General features: G+C 43.3%; 17 protein-coding genes. 1 reads left to right on the forward strand and 16 read right to left on the reverse strand.

From position 1 onward, the window contains the following. Positions 1-6: 6 nt before the first annotated feature. The 6 genes from PGH26_RS07885 to murG form a co-directional block, all read right to left on the reverse strand. The gene (locus tag PGH26_RS07885) at positions 7-1911 is read right to left on the reverse strand and encodes a vWA domain-containing protein (RefSeq protein ID WP_323690536.1); all 1905 of its coding nucleotides are present in this window, start codon (positions 1909-1911) and stop codon (positions 7-9) included. 9 nt (positions 1912-1920) lie between these two features. After that, positions 1921-2784 (reverse strand): ATP-binding protein, encoded by an 864-nt coding sequence (locus PGH26_RS07890; RefSeq protein ID WP_323690537.1) that lies wholly within the window; start codon positions 2782-2784, stop codon positions 1921-1923. A 92-nt stretch (positions 2785-2876) separates the two neighbouring features. After that, positions 2877-3077 carry a DUF6501 family protein gene (locus PGH26_RS07895; protein WP_025784293.1) on the reverse strand — a complete coding sequence of 67 codons (201 nt, stop codon included), beginning with the start codon at positions 3075-3077 and terminating at the stop codon, positions 2877-2879. 73 nt (positions 3078-3150) lie between these two features. Continuing rightward, positions 3151-4383 (reverse strand): 2-oxoglutarate dehydrogenase complex dihydrolipoyllysine-residue succinyltransferase, encoded by a 1233-nt coding sequence (odhB, locus tag PGH26_RS07900; protein ID WP_323690538.1) that lies wholly within the window; start codon positions 4381-4383, stop codon positions 3151-3153. Between the two features lie 48 nt (positions 4384-4431). Next, entirely contained in the window at positions 4432-7254 is a 2823-nt protein-coding gene (locus tag PGH26_RS07905) for a 2-oxoglutarate dehydrogenase E1 component (protein ID WP_323690539.1), read from the reverse strand. Positions 7255-7451: 197 nt separating this feature from the next. Then, positions 7452-8534, reverse strand: coding sequence for an undecaprenyldiphospho-muramoylpentapeptide beta-N-acetylglucosaminyltransferase (gene murG, locus PGH26_RS07910; protein WP_323690540.1), 1083 nt, complete (start codon positions 8532-8534; stop codon positions 7452-7454). 118 nt (positions 8535-8652) lie between these two features. Here murG and PGH26_RS07915 point away from each other — a divergent pair, with 118 nt between their 5' ends. Beyond that, positions 8653-10005: an MATE family efflux transporter gene (locus PGH26_RS07915; protein ID WP_323690541.1), complete on the forward strand. Its 1353-nt coding sequence runs from the start codon at positions 8653-8655 to the stop codon at positions 10003-10005. A gap of 48 nt (positions 10006-10053) precedes the next feature. Here the strand turns inward: PGH26_RS07915 and PGH26_RS07920 are convergent, their stop codons facing one another. From PGH26_RS07920 to PGH26_RS07965, 10 genes are all read right to left on the reverse strand, one after another. Then, positions 10054-10902, reverse strand: a complete 849-nt coding sequence (locus tag PGH26_RS07920; RefSeq protein ID WP_323690542.1) for a CAP domain-containing protein — start codon at positions 10900-10902, stop codon at positions 10054-10056. Positions 10903-11097: 195 nt separating this feature from the next. Next, positions 11098-11994 (reverse strand): CobW family GTP-binding protein, encoded by an 897-nt coding sequence (locus PGH26_RS07925; protein ID WP_323690543.1) that lies wholly within the window; start codon positions 11992-11994, stop codon positions 11098-11100. A 61-nt stretch (positions 11995-12055) separates the two neighbouring features. Further along, positions 12056-13552 carry a lmo1851 family serine protease gene (locus PGH26_RS07930; protein WP_323690544.1) on the reverse strand — a complete coding sequence of 499 codons (1497 nt, stop codon included), beginning with the start codon at positions 13550-13552 and terminating at the stop codon, positions 12056-12058. 77 nt (positions 13553-13629) lie between these two features. Then, positions 13630-14334, reverse strand: a complete 705-nt coding sequence (gene deoD, locus PGH26_RS07935) for a purine-nucleoside phosphorylase (RefSeq protein ID WP_323690545.1) — start codon at positions 14332-14334, stop codon at positions 13630-13632. A gap of 81 nt (positions 14335-14415) precedes the next feature. Beyond that, the gene (locus PGH26_RS07940; protein WP_323690546.1) at positions 14416-14637 is read right to left on the reverse strand and encodes a YozE family protein; all 222 of its coding nucleotides are present in this window, start codon (positions 14635-14637) and stop codon (positions 14416-14418) included. 16 nt (positions 14638-14653) lie between these two features. Beyond that, on the reverse strand, positions 14654-15076 hold the full coding sequence (gene msrB, locus PGH26_RS07945) for a peptide-methionine (R)-S-oxide reductase MsrB (RefSeq protein WP_323690547.1): 423 nt from the start codon (positions 15074-15076) through the stop codon (positions 14654-14656). A gap of 2 nt (positions 15077-15078) precedes the next feature. Continuing rightward, positions 15079-15600, reverse strand: a complete 522-nt coding sequence (msrA, locus tag PGH26_RS07950; RefSeq protein WP_323690548.1) for a peptide-methionine (S)-S-oxide reductase MsrA — start codon at positions 15598-15600, stop codon at positions 15079-15081. A gap of 15 nt (positions 15601-15615) precedes the next feature. After that, positions 15616-16194 (reverse strand): YpmS family protein, encoded by a 579-nt coding sequence (locus tag PGH26_RS07955; RefSeq protein WP_323690549.1) that lies wholly within the window; start codon positions 16192-16194, stop codon positions 15616-15618. Between the two features lie 11 nt (positions 16195-16205). Beyond that, the gene (locus PGH26_RS07960) at positions 16206-17024 is read right to left on the reverse strand and encodes an SGNH/GDSL hydrolase family protein (protein ID WP_323690550.1); all 819 of its coding nucleotides are present in this window, start codon (positions 17022-17024) and stop codon (positions 16206-16208) included. 63 nt (positions 17025-17087) lie between these two features. Next, positions 17088-17927, reverse strand: coding sequence for a DegV family protein (locus PGH26_RS07965; RefSeq protein ID WP_323690551.1), 840 nt, complete (start codon positions 17925-17927; stop codon positions 17088-17090). Between the last annotated feature and the right edge of the window lie 54 nt (positions 17928-17981).

Consider the following 17981-nt stretch of genomic DNA (forward strand, 5'->3'; position numbering starts at 1 on the left):
CGTTTTTCATTGGGCTGCTATCGCGAGCAATTTTCTCAGGATACGAAGTGTCTGGCTCGCAAATTCTTCTACAGAATCAGAAGATGCGGTTTTATTGCCAAACATTGCAGCAAATAATTCTTTTTGGTTTTCAGTGGGCTGTTGACCTGATAAAAATAGATGGACAACAGAAATCCCTTGCTTCTCTGCCTCCCACACAGCTTCTGCAGTGTCGATAATTCCATTGCGATCGTATCCGAACGCAGATGGTTCCCCATCAGAAAACACTAGTAAAAACTTGTGCTGTTCAGATCGCTTCGCCAAGCGTTTGGCCATCCACCGAATCGCAAATCCGTCGCGATTGTCTTCGTGTGCTTCAAAGTTCATAATTGCTGGTCCACTGTCGATATTTGTTTCTTCGAACGTATGCATCACTTCGAAAAAGTTCGGCTGCTCTTCTTTTGATGCTTCAAATGCATCTTCGTAGTACGCAGTAATTTCATGGGATACATGAAGTTTTCGTAAGACATCATGGAAAAGAACAACCGCTTCTTTAGTCTCATCGACTTTATCAATCATGGATGCAGAGCCATCTACGAGTAACCCGAATACGGCATTGAGCTCCGGTGAAGGTGCTGATTTTCGATAGAATGGTTTTGGCCGCTCATCTGTCAGCATCGTGGTTAACTTTGAGGACAGTCGTCCTTTCGTTAAGTTCTCACGCTTTCGTTGTTTTTTGCGCTCCAGTCTTTTTTTCATCTCGGTAACAAGTGCGCGAACAATTGGTAAATGTTCGGTTCGCCATTCATTGAGCAGGATAGCTGAGGATGCCTCACCCGCATTTGGCATTTTTGTTATTTTAAACGTGACATGAGTATGCGCTGAACCATAATCGGAGCCTGCTTTAGCTGTTGTCTCCTCTGACCTGTCCCCCGTTAGATCTGCCTCTTGCTTTGGCATCCCCTCTTTATCGTTACCTTCCGAGCTTCCCATTCCGAATTGTTGAACCTCTGTGTTGTCATCACCCGGACTCGCTTCCGCCGCATCTGCAGCACCTTGAGTTCCTTGCTGCAGCTCAAATTCCAGATAAGTTCCCTTTTCTTCTTCAGTCTTCTGATGCCACGTACGAAACTCTTCCTCAATCGTCTCTTTCACATCCTGATTCTCTAACTCATCCGGATCAGACATTGCTCGCACATCGGTATTCATCTCTGTACCATCTTCGAAAGATTCTCCAAATGTGTATAAGGGAAGTATAACGTCCCCAGTCAATTGCTCTTCCACAAGTTCTATAATTCTTTTTGCTAGAAATGCACTTTGACTGGTAGTTTTTAATTCATATGCACTCTGTATAATTTGCCGAATTCGTTCCATCGGAATATGATCGAACGATTCGTGAGGTGAGGCTGTCATTCCTATATGAATGTCTAAAAATAATTGATTAATTAACGCGTCCGCACCGAACCCGCGTTGTGCATTTGAAAGAAGTCGATCCTTATGGAACTCCGCGTAGACTTCACTTCGTACTGCAAAAGCCTTCTGAGTCCCAATCCGTGTCTTTTGAATCGATTCCATTAATCTAAATTCTTCAAGCATCATCAGTAGTTGACCTGCTAATTTAGGATGATGGCTGGACTTCATTTCCAGCGTGAACGCTCTCCAGGCTGCTAAGTCAAATTGCCGATAAAAACCTGCAGCAAGCAGATAGATATCCGAAAGACGACCTAAATGTGTTACCCGCTCTGTACGATGCCGCCAAAATACACTCATCGCAAGAGTTGCATCTTTTGGCTGATACTCGATTAACTGACGCTCCGTGATTTTTACAAAAGGTGCGTTTGCCAATGACTGCGCAATCCTTTCGTAAAGCAAGATTTTTCGTGTTTCAACGGATTCGTCATTAAATTGTATGAACCGATTGACTTTATCCATCACGATCCCTCATTTCACCCAAGTAGCTGTCAATTCGTTCACGAGATCCCGTTCCATTTTATCTTCCAGGAGTTCAGCGATTGCATACATTACAGCACGATTAACAGGCATGTGGACAGCGAGTTGAAGTGCATCGATCAGACTTCTGACCGAAGCTGCTTCGTCGGCAAGGAGGCCATTAGCAGCTTGTTTAGACAGATCCCCTGATAGATTCATAATTGTATCCACTACAGATGCTTCCGCTTCGGGTACTGCATCTTCCAATACCTTTCGTAATTGCGCTGCTTCTAAGTAAGGGATGGAAAACGATACAAAACGGTTTTTTAGTGCTTCGTTCATGGGAGAAGTTCCAATGTATCCTTCATTGATGGCCGAGATGACGGAAAAGTCTTCATGGGCTACGATGACTTCCCCTGTAAATGGATTCGTCAGCATTCGACGATGATCGAGCAGACTATGTAAAATCGGCAGCGTTTCCGGTTTAGCCATATTGATTTCATCGATATATAAAATATGACCGCGCTTCATAGCAGTCACAACTGGACCGTCTATAAATTCAATAACACTTTGACCTTCTTTGGTGACAATCGTTTTAAAACCTAACAACGCCTCAGCATCCAGATCTACAGAACAGTTGACACTTTGCATTGGCTGCTGGAACAACGCCGAGATACTTTGGGCAAGGCGAGTTTTCCCACTTCCAGATGGCCCTTTTAAAAGAACCGGCTTCTTTAATGAAATGGCAATTAAAATATCATCAAACAAATTGCGAGTCGGGCTTACATACCCACCCTCTTGAATAAGTAAATGCTCTTCCTCCGAATACGTCCTATTTAAACGCGATGCTTGAATTTGTTCAATTAATTGGTTCATGAGTACTTGTCTCCTTCTATATAAAACGGCCTGATGCAATTATAGCATCAGACCGTTTTATTAATCAGTGTTTACTTATAGCTACCTGCAAATCACTCGAAATATGTTTTGTAATATCCGCCGACTTTGCCTGTGTTGTCAACGACGAAAAGAAATTCTTCCGTTTCGTTTTTCACATCATAGGTTTTGCCAGGCGTGAGAACGTTTGTTACTAAATATTTTTCAGCGTCTGCGTGTTTGCAGACGACTTGCCGGATTGCCGGTGCGTGAAGCCATTCTTTGAACGAAGACATTCCAGGACCCCGCCCTTCCTATAAAAAAGTGTAAGAGTAAATCTGTCCGCAGCAATGCGGACAGGTTCATTACTTATGATCCAAGAAGAAGATCTTCTGGATTTTCGATTAATTCCTTGATCATTTTCAAGAAACCAACTGAATCTTTACCATCGATGACACGGTGGTCATAAGAAAGAGCCACATACATCATCGGACGGATTTCAACATTATTCCCGACAGCAATCGGACGTTTTTGGATCGTGTGCATTCCAAGAATACCAACTTGAGTTCCGTTAAGGATTGGCGTAGATAGAAGTGAACCGAATACTCCGCCGTTCGTAATTGTGAATGAACCGCCTGACATATCAGCTAGCGTCAATTTGTTATCACGCGCTTTTTTAGCAAGTTCTCCGATAGTTGCTTCGATTTCAGCGAAGTTTTTACGGTCTGCATCGACGACATTTGGTACAACAAGTCCGCCATCAGTGGAAACAGCGATACCTATATCAAAATAGTTTTTCATGATCAACTCATCGCCATCCAGCTCTGAGTTAACTTTAGGATACTTCTTAAGCGCAGCGACAACTGCTTTTGTGAAGAATGACATGAAACCTAGACGGACATCATTCTTATCAAAGAATTCGTCTTTCTTACGTGAACGAAGTTCCATCACATTTGTCATATCAATCTCATTGAACGTTGTAAGCATAGCTGTGTTTTGCTTAACTTCAAGCAAACGTTTTGCAATCGTTTGACGGCGACGGCTCATTTTTACGCGTTCTACGCGGCCATCGTCCACTTTTGCTTCCTGTTTAGCTGCAGGTGCTGCAGGTTGTGCTTTAGGCGCAGTACCGTGTGCCTCTACGTCTTGAACGCGTACACGCCCCATTGGATCTACAGGTGAAATCTCGGCTAAGTTAATGCCTTTCTCACGTGCTAGTTTACGTGCAGCAGGACTTGCAATCAAACGATCTCCTGAAGTTGCTTCTTCAGCAGGTGCTTGCGCCGCAGCTGGTTCAGATACCGCTGGTGCAGTCTGTTCTTGTGCAGATGGAGCGGGTGCAGCCGGCTGCTGTGCCGGTGCTCCCGAACCTGCTCCAACAATTGCAATGACTTGACCGACTTCAACTGTGTCGCCTTCAGCCGCCATTAGCTCTTGAACTGTTCCAGCTTCTTCTGAAATCACTTCAACGTTTACTTTGTCTGTTTCAAGTTCAACGATGAATTCACCTTTGTCTACGGATTCACCTGGTTGTTTCAGCCACTTTGCAATTGTTCCTTCGGTAATCGATTCTGCCAGTTCAGGTACTCGGATCTCTGCCACAATAATTTCCTCCTCTAATATCGTTCAATCATTTAAGAATTGCTGTTATTAGTTTTTAAGTGCTTCCTCAATAATACGCTGCTGTTCAAGTTTATGCATTGTGCCATTTCCTTCAGAAGGACTTGCACGATGAATACGCCCAACGTAATTCACTATCAAACCTTGAGAAATTTCATACAGATATGGCAATGCGAATGACCATGAGCCCATATTCTTCGGTTCTTCTTGAACCCAAACGATTTCTTCGGCGTTTGGATATCGTTGAATGATTGCAGCCAGTTTGTCAGATGGGAATGGATATAATTGTTCCACCCGTGCAATATGCAAGTGGTCGAATCCTTCACCGTCTTTCACTTTCTCTGCTAGGTCAATTGCCATTTTACCGCTAGTCATAATCACTTTTTTCACGCTATCTGCGTTTTTACCTGTATTCGGTTCTTCGAGTACTGTTTCAAAGTGACCTTCCGTCAAATCAGCTAGATCCGCACCAACAAGCGGATGGCGCAGCAGTGATTTAGGTGTTGCAATGACGAGTGGACGTTCAGCTTCTTCTCCAAGTATTGCAGCTTGTCTGCGAAGTACGTGGAAGTAGTTTGCTGCACTTGAAATGTTCGCAACTGTCCAGTTGTTTTCGGCACAAAGCTGTAAATAACGTTCGATACGGCTGCTTGAGTGTTCCGGACCCTGTCCTTCGTAACCATGCGGCAGCATCATGATTAAACCAGACTGCTGACCCCATTTCGCGTTACTGGAAGAGATGAATTGGTCATACATCACTTGGGCCATATTGGAGAAATCTCCATATTGCGCTTCCCAAATTGTAACAGTCTTCTCTTCTTCAAGATTATAACCGAATTCATATCCTACGACACCAGCTTCAGTCAACGGACTGTTGTAAGCGACAAACGACGCGTTTGAATCACTGATGTGATGCAGCGGAACAAATTCTTCGCCTGTTTTTTCATCGTGAAGAACAAGATGACGATGTGCAAACGTACCGCGCTGAATGTCTTGACCCGACATCCGGATTGGCTTGCCGTCTTGAAGAATTGAACCGAATGCAAGCTGTTCAGCATGCGCCCAGTCGATTTTCCCTTTTCCGTTGAACGGATCTTGACGACGTTTCAAAATACGATCCAGCTTACCGAAGACATTGAAGCTTTCCGGGTATGAGAGCAATTCTTCGTTCATACGGCGAAGACGTTCTTCAGAAACACCTGTTTGAAGGTCTCTTGGATATCCCGCAAGTACAGCATCAGGCGTTGCATTAGAACTATTGCTAGTATCTGATGACGACTCTTTTACTTTGTCATAAGCACGCTGCATCTCAGCAAATACTTCGGCATCCAAGTTCTCAACGTCTTGAGCGGTTAAAATGCCTTCTTTTGCTAATTTTTCTCCATACAACTGACGAGCAGTCGGATGGTTGTGCACGTCATGATACATAACAGGGTTTGTAACCATCGGCTCATCCATTTCGTTGTGACCGTAACGACGGTAACCGAGAAGATCTATTAGAATGTCTTTACCAAACTTCTGCCGATAGTTGAACGCGAATAATGCTGCGCCGATAACATCTTCCGGACTATCTGCATTCACGTGCAGAATCGGCACTTCGAATCCTTTTGCCATATCCGAAGAGTAGTGGGTTGAACGCGAATCATAATACTCTGTTGTAAATCCGATCATATTATTTGCGATCACGTGAATGGAACCGCCAGTCTGGAATCCGCGAACCCGGCTGAAGTTGAATGTTTCCTGTGTAATCCCTTCACCTGGGAACGCAGCATCTCCGTGAACCATAACTGCGTATGCAGCATTGGTATCTTGTACGGGGATACCGGGATGATCTGTATTTTCTTGTGCAGCACGCGTCTGTCCTGCGATTACAGGATTCACAACTTCCAAGTGGGATGGGTTGTACGCTAGGAATCGATCCATACCCGTTTGACCTTTATATAAAGCACCAAGGTGATACTTTACGTCGCCAAACCAGCCGCGAGTCACTTCTACTGAACCATCTTCCGGCAGAAACGGACCTGATGGGACGCCCGCGAATTCTGCAAACATCATTTCATAAGGTTTGTTAAGGATGTGCGTCAGAACGTTCAAACGTCCTCTGTGCGCCATGCCAATCAACATTTTCTTCGTATTTGCTTCCTCAGAACGCCTTACTAATTCATCTAGGAATACGACCAGCGTGTCAAGACCTTCAATCGAGAATCGTTTCGCTCCTACAAATGTTCTGTGTATGAACTTTTCGAAGCCTTCGATTCTAGTTAAACGATCTAACAATTGTTTTTTATCGTCAGCTGTAAGGGAAATCGTTAATTTTCCAGATTCAATATTTTCTTGAATCCATAGCTTTTCCTCTTCTTCAATCAAGTGAGCAAACTCATAAGCGATTTTGCCCGTGTATAAGGATTTCAAATAATTCACAGCGTCGAGTGCATTCTCCACTTGAGAAGGAACTTCTTTTAAGAAAAGTGACGCTGGCATCGCTTCAAGATCACTTTCAGATAGATCATAAGCTGAAAGTTCAATACGTGAAGCGTCTTTTGGACGGTCATTCAGCGGGTAAATATCAGCGTTTAAGTGTCCGTATGCCCGAATTGCATCCATGAGTTTGTATGCGGAAAGAACTTTACGGAAATCAGCTGGACTTCCTTGAGTTCCATCTGCTGTTGCTAAACTTGAGGTATGATCGCCTCCCGTTTCAGGTGTACCGTTTCGCTTAAAGAATTCAGCAAGTTCCGGATCGATGGATTCTGGTGCATTTTTGTAAAGCTCATACATCTCCATTACATAGCCAAGGTTCGGACCTGAAAAAGCTGCATACGGTGAACGCTCGGAACCAACACTGTTCGACATGAGTTATTACCTCCACATTTGCCTTTTGGCATGTTGCGCAAATTTTTTATATCCTTCTTCATGTTACCATGCAAACACTTGAACTGAAAGGGTTTCGTTCTAGTAAGCACATGTATTATCCGCGGACTAGTTTACACCTTGCAGACTCGCTATGCAAGAGTTAAAAAAACGCAAGTGTCCATTTTGTGGATTAAAGTTTATGAGTTCGTTCTATACGAGAGAATGAGATTCGCCATTTCTTCGGGCGTTTTGGTTGCATCCGTTTGTTCCATTGTCGAAATGATGATCTTTTTGTCCTCTGCAAGGTCCACAAGACCAGCTAATAATGACACTTCTGTAATGTCCTCCTCATTCAGGACATGTGCAAAACCAAGTTTCTTAAAATGTTCAGCATTCAGAATCTGGTCACCCCTGCTTTTTTCAGCAGACAATGGAACAAGGAGCATCGGTATACGGACCGCGAGTAATTCAAATATCGCGTTTGAACCCGCACGAGAAAGTGCCAGTTCAGACGCCGCCATCAAGTGCGGCAGCCCCTCAGTCACGTATTCAAACTGAATATACCCTTCTGTCTGGTCAAGGGATTCATCTAAATTCCCTTTTCCGCAAAGATGAATAATTTGGAAATCTTTTAAAACCGTTTGCAGGTTGCCTCTTAGTGCATCATTGAGTACTGCAGAACCTTGACTGCCTCCCATTACGATGACGACTGGCTTATCTCCAGATAACCCAGACATGCGAAGACCGGTCTTTCGATCTCCTTCAAATAGTTCAGGACGGATAATTGCTCCTGAACAAGAAGACTTCTCCGAAGGGACATATGAAAGTGTTTCTTCAAATACGGTAAAGATATGCTTTACAAATGGCAGTGCGATTTTGTTAGCGAGTCCAGGAGACACATCTGATTCGTGTGCAACGACAGGAATACGCGCAAGCTTAGCAGCAAGCACAACCGGTACCGACACAAATCCGCCCTTGGAGAAGATAATCACAGGCTTTAATTTACGCAAAATCGAATATGCCTGTAAAACACCCGCACCTACGCGAAAAGGATCCGTAAAGTTTTTCATTGAAAAATAACGTCTTAGTTTACCACTATCAATTGCATGGTAGGTCACTTCTGGATGACCTGTGCCGATTAGGTCCCGCTCTATTCCTTCATGGGATCCGATATAATGAATCTCGTATCCTCTTTCTAAAAATGCAGGGATAATCGCCTCGTTAACCGAGACGTGCCCAGCCGTTCCTCCGCCTGTTAATACGATTACTGGCCGTTTCATTAGGGCCGTTCACCTCTTCTATCATTAAAAAATAAAGTCAATCTCATTTGTTTCTTTTGATAGTATACCAAAATAAGCATGATACAATAAGGATTGAAACAAAAAAGGAGGGAAATCGATGGAATCTTCTCTTCCTGTGGAAAGAAAATCATTCCGTTTTGCCAAAATTGTTATGCCGATTTTAATCACACAGGTAGCACTCTACTTAGTAACATTCTTTGATATCCTTATGACCGGAAGATACAATACATACCATTTAGCAGGAGTAACAATTGGTTCATCTTTCTGGGTCCCTGTTTATACGGGTCTTGCAGGTATCCTTATGGCGCTTACGCCGATTATTGCCCAGCATGTCGGAGCCAGACGGAACGAACATGTCCGCCCCTCTGTTCAACAAGGAATCTATGTATCCGTTGCGTTAGCCGCAGTCGTTTTTGGATTAATTCTTTTCGTATTCTTCCCAATCATCCGTACGATGTCACTTGAAACACCCGTGAGTATTGTAGCGATTGACTATTTAAAAGGGATGAGTGTTGGGCTTGCACCATTGTTCGCATACACCGTATTACGATCGTTCTTTGACGCACTGGGTTCTACTCGTGTGTCGATGTTCATCATCTTAATTTCTGCCCCCATTAACGTGCTCTTGAACTACTTATTAATCTATGGTCACTTTGGCTTCCCTGAGCTTGGGGGAGCTGGTGCTGGTTATGCTTCAGGAATTACGTATTGGATTGTGTTTGCTATTGCCGGAGTTGTAGCGGTCGCGGGTAAACCTTATCAGAAATATGAGCTTTTGCATCATTGGCAGCTGCCGAGCTGGCCCTATTGGAAAGAGATTTTGTTCATTGGTGTACCCATCGGAATGTCCATATTCATTGAAACCAGTATTTTTTCAGTAGTTACGTTATTGATGAGTTCCTATTCAACTGAAGTAATTTCTGCGCACCAAGTCGCACTGAATTTCACTTCCCTGCTGTATATGATTCCGCTTAGTATATCAATGGGAGCGACCATATTAGTCGGGCAATCGATAGGGGCGGGTCAATCCAGCGATGCAAGAAAATACAGCTTGCTTGGTATAAGTTTCGCCGTGATTTTCAGCTTTATCGGCATCGCCATATTATTAGGGTTCCGCGAACCAATCGCTTCGTTATACACGACAGACAAGTCGATCATCACTCTGGCTGCCCAATTTTTCATATTTGCAGCGTTATTTCAGTTATCGGATGCTGTTCAAGCACCTATACAAGGGGCACTGCGGGGTTACAAGGATGTCAACATCACATTCCTGATGGGCTTTATATCCCTATGGGTGATTGGACTTCCTGTTGGCTATGCCGCTGCCACTTATACCGGTCTCGGCCCTTACGGATATTGGGTCGGGTTAATTGCAGGGTTAACGGTTGGAGCAATTGCACTGAGTATTAGACTGCGAGTTGTTCAGAAAAGACATGATCTTTCTATTTGATAAAAAACGCCGGTTCAGCAATTTTTTTTGCTGAACCGGCGTTACTTTTTATTTTTGAATAAATTGCTGTGTCCAATAGTTACCTCTTGCATCGTAACCGATTCCGATGTGCGTGTAGCCAGGAGTCAAGATGTTTTCACGGTGTCCTGGGGACGCCATCCAACCTATAACGACTTCTTCTGCACTTCGTTGACCCATTGCAATATTTTCAGCAGCAGCGCGGTATGTGATACCGTTCGCTTTCATCTGATCAAACGGTGAGCCGTATGTCGGGCTTGTATGAGAGAAGTAATTCTTTGAAGCCATGTCTGCAGATTTTGCACGTGCAGTCTGCATCAATTTCTCATCCATTTGAAGAGGTTTCAAACCTGCTTTTTGACGTTCTGCATTCGTAAGCGTCAAGACTGCTTGTTCGATTTGACTCGCAGAAACTTGACCTTGGTCAGGTGTTTGTTCTGGTTTTTCTTGCGGTGCCGGCTTAGCAGGCGGTGTCGGCACTGGAGTAACGTCCGGCTTTTGCTCAGGCTGTGGTGTCGGCACTGGCTTTTCAGCTGCTGGAGGCGTTGGTTTTTCCGGTTTCACTTCAGGCACCGGCTTCTGATCCGGCTTTGGTGTCGGTGTTGGCTTTTCAACTGGAACATCCGGCTTTTCTACAGGTTTTTGCTGCGGTTTCACATAGTGTTTCATTAACCAGCTGGCTAACCCATTGTAGTAAGCTTGCAGATCCCCCTTATTGTATTGAAGCTGTGTCGGGAGCTGTTGCAAATTCCCCTCCGCGGTAATTGTTTTTACTGCTTTGTTCACTTGGACAGAGTCTAGAGTAGAAGCTTCTGCCTGGCTAGTGTTCGGCAATACGAGTGCCGAACCGAGCAAGATGACTGCTATCGATTTTTTCATCTTGTACGCCTCCCTTCGAAAACTATCGTAAACGAAGAAGGCTGTCGCAAAACTGGAATACATTGGAGACATCTCCACTCCCTATCTCTTTGTCTTTAAAAATAGAGTTGAAGAATGTTCTCAATGGATATCAATGGTATTGGGATGCATTATTGGATAACAAATCGTCTTGACAAGGCATGAGAAAGCATCTATTTAATCAATCCATTCAATTTGTTCAATACCTTCGCCAATCACAACAAGACGTTCAGGCATCTTTACATATTCCGGCATCCAGTTCACCATACCATAGGCATATTGGAACAGCATCGGATTTTTCACACCCTCAATTGGGATATATCCTTTCATGCGATATACGGTATCAGGAAGTGAAGCCGTCCATGATTCAACATCCTCTTTTTTCACTGGATTCAGGAACAGTATGACTTTCGATGAAAGCGGTAAGTTCTTGCCTGAAATAATCGGCTGCTGTGCAGACTTCTCGGCTGACAATGTTTTTTCAATGAATGAGAAATCTAATTTCCCTTTGACGGTCTGTACAATAGGTGCAGACGTGTTCAAGTTCGCAAGTTCCATTGAAATGGTTGCTAATTGCGAGTCCGTCACTAAGTCAGACTTATTTAATGCAATAATATGCGCATGCCGGATTTGTTCTAACATCAGAGAGTGGATTCTAGGTGAAAGCTCTTCCCGATTCAGCCACCTGGGTGCATCTGCCACTGTAACAATACCTTTTACTTGAAGGCGATCTGCAAATAAGGGTGAATACACGGCGTCCAAAGCTTCCACTGGATGTGCAGCACCCGTAGTTTCAATCAGAATGACATCAATGCCTTCGTAGTCTTCCAAGAGCGCTTGTAATTGCGCCTCTGTCTTCTCAGAACCCGTACAGCAAATACAGCCGCTCAGCAGTTCTTTTAACGGAACATCCCCTGATGCGGATACAGAATCTGAATCCACGGGCAATTCTCCAAACTCATTCATCAAAACAGCCGGTTTCTTGCCCGCTGCTTTCAGTTGAGCAATTGAATTTAGCAGAAGTGATGTTTTACCGCTTCCGAGAAAACCACTATATAAATATACATCTATCATTGTACCCCATCCTTTCTAGTAGAGAAGGCGCCCAATCCGGTATGGATTGGGCGCCTTCAGCTCATTTACCGATTTTGTCGAGCACAACTTGTTTAGCTTTCAACAACTGTGGATCGTCTTTTTCGATTTTTTCACGCAGCTTGTTCATAAGACCAATTGCTGTATCACCTGACAAAACACCATTTTCTTCAAGTTTCAAATCAGCTTGAAGTTTTTTAACAGCTTGGGTCATCGTTTCATCGAAGAGACCGTCAATTTTACCAGCGTCATAGCCGACTGCTTTCAACATTTCTTTAGCAGTTTCCGTATTAGCCGAAACCTGTCCTTCTTTCATCTCTTCAGAAGGGTCTAAGAAAGGCAGCATCGCATAGGATGGATAATCGACTTTAACGTCAGGCTCGATTCCTTTTTTATGAATCCAATTGCCGTCTGGTGTTAACCATTTCGCAGTTGTGATTTTTAAATTGGAACCGTCTTTCATATCTAGTGGAGATTGTACTGTCCCTTTACCAAATGTCTTAATACCGACCAGTGGAATATCTGAAGACTCTTTCAGAGCGCCCGCTAAAATTTCAGAAGCGGATGCACTTCCGTCATCAACCACGAGTGCAACAGGCACTTCCACTTTCCGTCCTCCAGATGCAGGATAGAGGACTGGTTTCTTACCCTTTTCTTCGGTTTGAAGGACTGTTTTTCCTTTATCCAGGAACAGATCGGAAATTTTAAGCGCGCCATCTAGAACACCGCCGGGATTCTGCCGGACATCAAGTACGAGTCCCTTCATTCCTTTAGCTTCCATTTCGTCAAGAGCAGTTAGCAATTCGTCATACGTATGTTCCGAAAACGTCGTCATTCGAATATGCGCAATCCCGCCGTCTAACATTTCTGCATAAACGGTTTCAATCGGAATATCGTCTCGTTTAATCTTCACTTCGAAAGGTTCTGCTTTTTCTCCGCGTTTGATTGTTAACGTAACAGTTGTCCCTTTTTCACCACGGATAAGCATTACAGCTTCTGAAGAAGACATGCCTTGTATGCTTTTGCCATCAACCGATTGAATCAGGTCGTTCGGCAGCAAACCTACTTTTTCAGCAGGTGAATTTTTAATGGGTGAAACCACTTTGATATACCCTTCTGCTTCTTGAATTTCTGCACCAATACCTTGGAAGCTGGAAGAGATATTCTCCATGAGGTGTTCAGTTTCTTCTGTATTCAGGTAATCTGAATAAGGATCGTCCAAAGCATCGACCATCCCATTAATGGCACCATCAAGTACTGCTTTATCGTCAATATCTTCAAAATAGTTTTTCTTGATTTCGTCATAGGCGTCATAAAACTTTTGGAATTCCTGACGATCTGTTTTTTGAGGACTTACCACTTCAACAACTTTATCATCACCAAATGTAAGTGCAAAAAACGTAATTCCTGCAGTAAGAATGACTAATGTGAAAATCAGCATGACGAATGAGAACGGTTTTATCTTAAAATATCGATTGTGAGCAGGGTGTTGTTCCGGCTCTTGCGGCCGGTTCTGCTCTTGTTGTTCATTTTCGTCCATTCGCGATCCCACTTTCTGCTTCGCAGTGCGTATTTAGTCAAAAAAGGGCCGCTGACTTGACCGCGGCCCCATTTGAATTATTCCTGAATTGCTGCTTCTAAAGCAACTTCAATCATGTCATTGAACGTTGTTTGACGCTCTTCAGAAGTAGTTGCTTCACCCGTAAGAATGTGGTCGCTAACTGTAAGAACAGAAAGTGCCTGGCAACCGTGTTTAGCAGCAAGTGTATACAATGCAGCTGTTTCCATCTCTACAGCTAACACTCCATAAGATGCTAGTTTTTCGTGTTCAGCGTGCTCATTGTAGAAGAAGTCTTCAGTGAAGACATTTCCTACTTGAAGATGTAAGCCCTTTTCTTTTCCTGCATTATAAGCTTTCAGCAGCAAATCGAAGTTGGCAGTTGGCGCATAATCCACGTCATTGAAGAAAGTGCGGTTGATCGGTGAATTTGTAGTTGCACTTTGTGCAAGAATGACGTCACGAACTTTCACGTCTTTTTGAATTGCGCCGCAAGTACCAACGCGAATCAGTTTTTTTACGCCAAACTCTTGCATAAGTTCAGTTGTATAGATTGAGATAGATGGTACTCCCATTCCAGTCCCTTGAACGGAAATACGTTTTCCTTTGTATGTTCCAGTGAACCCGAACATGTTACGTACTTCGTTGTATTGAACAACGTCTTCAAGGAAAGTTTCAGCAATATACTTCGCCCGGAGTGGATCTCCAGGAAGCAGAATCGTATCGGCTACATCGCCTTTTTTCGCATTAATATGTATACTCATCTCTACATAGCACCTCTTTTTTCATTTTCTGTACTTATCATACAGTTAAACAGGCGGTATTGCAACGGTTCTACCGCCCGCTTAAAGGAATCGATCTTCGAAATGCCGATACAGTTCGTCAAAAAGAACAGACGGCATTTGAGGATCAGCTTTTTCTTCGATATAACGTGATAGCGTATCGAACGATCTCTCGTATCTTGGAAAACTGTGATCATTAAACATACTTTCCGCAAAAATTGTATGTGGATCGTTTTTTTCGCCGCCTCGATAAGATAGTACAAATTGATAAAAGGAACGGTCCATCCGCGGACCCCCTTTCTTATTGGAATTGAGCTTTGTAGTCGCCCAGACCTTCTTCGTCAAACTTTTCAACAGGAACAAAGCGGAGTGCCGCCGAATTAATGCAATAACGCGTTCCGGATTCCCCAGGACCATCAGGGAAGACATGTCCTAGATGTGAATCTGCTGTTTTGCTGCGTACTTCTGTTCTGCGCATTCCGTGTGTCGTATCGAAGTGCTCTGTAACTTCTTCTTTTTCAATAGGCTTCGTGAAACTTGGCCAGCCGCAACCTGCATCATACTTATCCTTTGAACTGAAAAGCGGCTCTCCAGATACAACGTCTACATAGATTCCATCTTCAAAATGGCTGTCAAACTCATTGCGGAATGGAGGTTCAGTTCCGTGTTCTTGCGTTACGTGGTACTGCATTTCGGTTAATCGATTTTTCAAATCCTCTTTCATGATTACTCACTCCAATTCTCTGATTTAAATCGTTCCCTGCCAGACCCCGCTGAATAGCGGTTATAATGTCCTGGGTTTTTCTTATAATAATCTTGATGCCCCTCTTCTGCCAAATAAAACGGTTTCGCGGGTAATATTTCTGTCGCAATTGATTTTGTGAATTTTCCTGACTTTTCTAGTTCAAGCTTGGATTGTTCAGCTTCTTTCTGTTGCTCAGCTGAATGATAAAAAATTGCGGTTTGGTAAGACTCTCCTCGATCGAAAAATTGTCCGCCGCTGTCGGTAGGGTCAATCTGACGCCAGAAGATATTCAATAATTCCTGATATGAAATGACTTCATCGTCGAATTCAATTTGTACCGCTTCCCGATGACCTGTTGTTTCTGAACAGACAAGTTCATACGATGGGTTCGGCACGTCGCCGCCAGTATAGCCGGAGACAACTGAATGGACGCCATCGTACTTATCAAAAGGTTTCACCATACACCAAAAACAACCGCCTGCAAAAGTTGCATATTGCTTCATGACGTACACCACTCCTTATTTTTTGAGGATGGACACTTCGAGTAAGATTTCATCCTTTTCTAGGTTGAACGATTTTGCTCGTACCGATACATCCTTTGCAACAGGTACTTTCGATAAATCGATAAAAAGCTCTTCCTCTTTTGGCCGGACAATCATCCATGAAGGTAATTTCACTGAATCACGTAAAACCTTAAGAACGGTTGATGGTGGAATGTTTAATTGACCTAGTTCCATGGAAGACTGTTTTAAGATCAAGTTCCCGTCTTTTTGGACAATAGGATCGAAATGCATAACTACAGGCAATGTAAAGGAAAAAACCGTTAACTCGGAGTACAGGATTACGTCGTCTTTAACTTTCATTTGTACCGGAAGTTTCTCACCTTTCATTGCTTCCCGAATATACGTATTCGCGATCCCTTCAAAATCTTTTTTTGTTGTACGGACTGTCAGGAGATTGGCATCCCCGTCTTCAATCACTTCTGTTGAAGGTAACGGCTCTGAGGTTCCTGTCGAACCTAGTAAAAAGAGAACACCTGCAAATCCTGCTGCTACCATTCCTGATAAAGTGAAAAAAGCGATTTTCCATCGGTTCAAGCAATCATCTCCTACCTGTCCATTTCCCCTTGGAACAGTTCTGGCAAACCAAACTCCTCCAAGTATTTTACATAACGTTCTTCCATCAGCGCATACCCTTGAGCATTCGGATGGAAAAAGTCCGTATGATAGACAATATTTGTATTTTCTTCGAACAAATCTGCTACTGGAACGAAACAGCTGTTTCCGTCCAATTCAATTCTGTTTTCGATGACTGCATTCCAATCATCAATAATCTCGTCAAACTCTTTTACTTCATCCGTTATTAACAAGATTGGATTGTACAATCCGGACATCACGATAGGGGCATCTGGATTAAGTGCACGGATTGTTCCAAAAATCTCATCCAGCCGCTTTTCATAGCTGTCCATTTCTTTATAAAACGGTTTTGTTTTCAGTTTGAACAAATTGGCTTTCAATACTTTCATAATATCATTGCCGCCAATGGTTATAAAAATCACGTCTGCATCTTTAATAGATGCCTGAATATCAGCTTCTTTCAACTGCGTTGCCAGCTGATCGCTTCGACGGCCGCGTTTTGCCAAGTTTTCCGTTTCTACAAAAGAAATCCCTTCCCATTCAGTCAGGTCTGAAGCTACCCGTTCAAAATAACCGCCCTTTTTCTCCTCGTCACCCACACCCTGAGTCAAGGAATCTCCCAATCCAACTACGTGAATAGACCTTGGCACAAAGCTAGTTGGAATATCCCAATTCGCAAACTCGAAGTTTCGTCTTTCAGTAAAAGGTTCTGCATTATTTCTGAACACCTGATCACACCCCGTCAGCACCAATGAGAAGGCAAGTAATACTATCCATGCTCTTCTTCTCATTTTTAAAGTTTCCTCATTTCGTATGATTTGTCAAACCCATGACCCGCCAATAAATTCAAGGTCTCATTCAGTGTAGTACATAAACCCGATTGCACCTGCGCCAGTGTGTGTACTGACTACTGGTGAAGTGAAAGAAAAACGGATATCTTTAAAACCGCTTTCTTCGATAAGGCGCATCAATGGTTCTGCCATGGCTAATCCTTGTGCGTGAGAAATACCTACACCTTTTACTATTTTCCCCGCTGTATCTTCTTTAAACGAGGCAAAAAGTTGTGCTGCGACTTGTTTATGACTTCTTGCTTTTCCAACAGGAGTATAAACACCGTCTTGAAGGGAAGCGATGGGTTTAATGTTAAGTAAAGATCCAATAATCGCTTTGCCTTTTCCAATCCGTCCGCCTTTTACAAGATTATCTAATTTATCAACAACAACGAACAGCATTGTTTTAGAACGCACTTCGTTCAAGTGCTGAACAATTTCATTCATCGTTTTGCCTTGCTGGGCTAATTTTGCAGCTTCAAGCACTTGAAATGAAAGAGCGTGAGAAATATATCGTGAATCAATCACTGTTACGGAAGTGTCCGTCATCTCAGCTGCTGCTTCTGCTGATTTCACTGTACCGCTCATTCCACCCGTCATATGGATAGAAATCACTTCACTTCCATCTTTACCAAGTTCATTATATAACTCCGTAAATGTACCGGATGATGGCTGGGAGCTTTTAGGCAGCTCATCAGAAGCCGCCATTTTCTCTAGAAATTCCAATGGTTTAATATCGATTTGGTCTTGGAAGACGTCTCCGTCAATATGTATCGACAATGGAACAACCTGGATTCCATATTTGCTGATTTCTTCTTCTGTTAAATCTGCCGTTGAATCGGTAACGACTTTGATTTTGCTCATTACATTCTCTCCTCTGTCAGTGGAAACTGTGTTTCTATTTTAGTATAATGTACG

Source organism: Sporosarcina jeotgali (assembly GCF_033304595.1).
Taxonomy (GTDB): domain Bacteria; phylum Bacillota; class Bacilli; order Bacillales_A; family Planococcaceae; genus Sporosarcina; species Sporosarcina jeotgali.

Excerpts from the sequence above, each read along its gene's own strand:
- PGH26_RS07885 (WP_323690536.1), bottom strand. The coding sequence starts at position 1,911 with ATGGATAAAGTCAATCGGTTCATACAATTTAATGACGAATCCGTTGAA.
- PGH26_RS07890 (WP_323690537.1), bottom strand. The coding sequence starts at position 2,784 with ATGAACCAATTAATTGAACAAATTCAAGCATCGCGTTTAAATAGGACG.
- PGH26_RS07895 (WP_025784293.1), bottom strand. The coding sequence starts at position 3,077 with ATGTCTTCGTTCAAAGAATGGCTTCACGCACCGGCAATCCGGCAAGTC.
- PGH26_RS07905 (WP_323690539.1), bottom strand. The coding sequence starts at position 7,254 with ATGTCGAACAGTGTTGGTTCCGAGCGTTCACCGTATGCAGCTTTTTCA.
- murG (WP_323690540.1), bottom strand. The coding sequence starts at position 8,534 with ATGAAACGGCCAGTAATCGTATTAACAGGCGGAGGAACGGCTGGGCAC.
- PGH26_RS07915 (WP_323690541.1), top strand. The coding sequence starts at position 8,653 with ATGGAATCTTCTCTTCCTGTGGAAAGAAAATCATTCCGTTTTGCCAAA.
- PGH26_RS07920 (WP_323690542.1), bottom strand. The coding sequence starts at position 10,902 with ATGAAAAAATCGATAGCAGTCATCTTGCTCGGTTCGGCACTCGTATTG.
- PGH26_RS07925 (WP_323690543.1), bottom strand. The coding sequence starts at position 11,994 with ATGATAGATGTATATTTATATAGTGGTTTTCTCGGAAGCGGTAAAACA.
- PGH26_RS07930 (WP_323690544.1), bottom strand. The coding sequence starts at position 13,552 with ATGGACGAAAATGAACAACAAGAGCAGAACCGGCCGCAAGAGCCGGAA.
- deoD (WP_323690545.1), bottom strand. The coding sequence starts at position 14,334 with ATGAGTATACATATTAATGCGAAAAAAGGCGATGTAGCCGATACGATT.
- PGH26_RS07940 (WP_323690546.1), bottom strand. The coding sequence starts at position 14,637 with ATGGACCGTTCCTTTTATCAATTTGTACTATCTTATCGAGGCGGCGAA.
- msrB (WP_323690547.1), bottom strand. The coding sequence starts at position 15,076 with ATGAAAGAGGATTTGAAAAATCGATTAACCGAAATGCAGTACCACGTA.
- msrA (WP_323690548.1), bottom strand. The coding sequence starts at position 15,600 with ATGAAGCAATATGCAACTTTTGCAGGCGGTTGTTTTTGGTGTATGGTG.
- PGH26_RS07960 (WP_323690550.1), bottom strand. The coding sequence starts at position 17,024 with ATGAGAAGAAGAGCATGGATAGTATTACTTGCCTTCTCATTGGTGCTG.
- PGH26_RS07965 (WP_323690551.1), bottom strand. The coding sequence starts at position 17,927 with ATGAGCAAAATCAAAGTCGTTACCGATTCAACGGCAGATTTAACAGAA.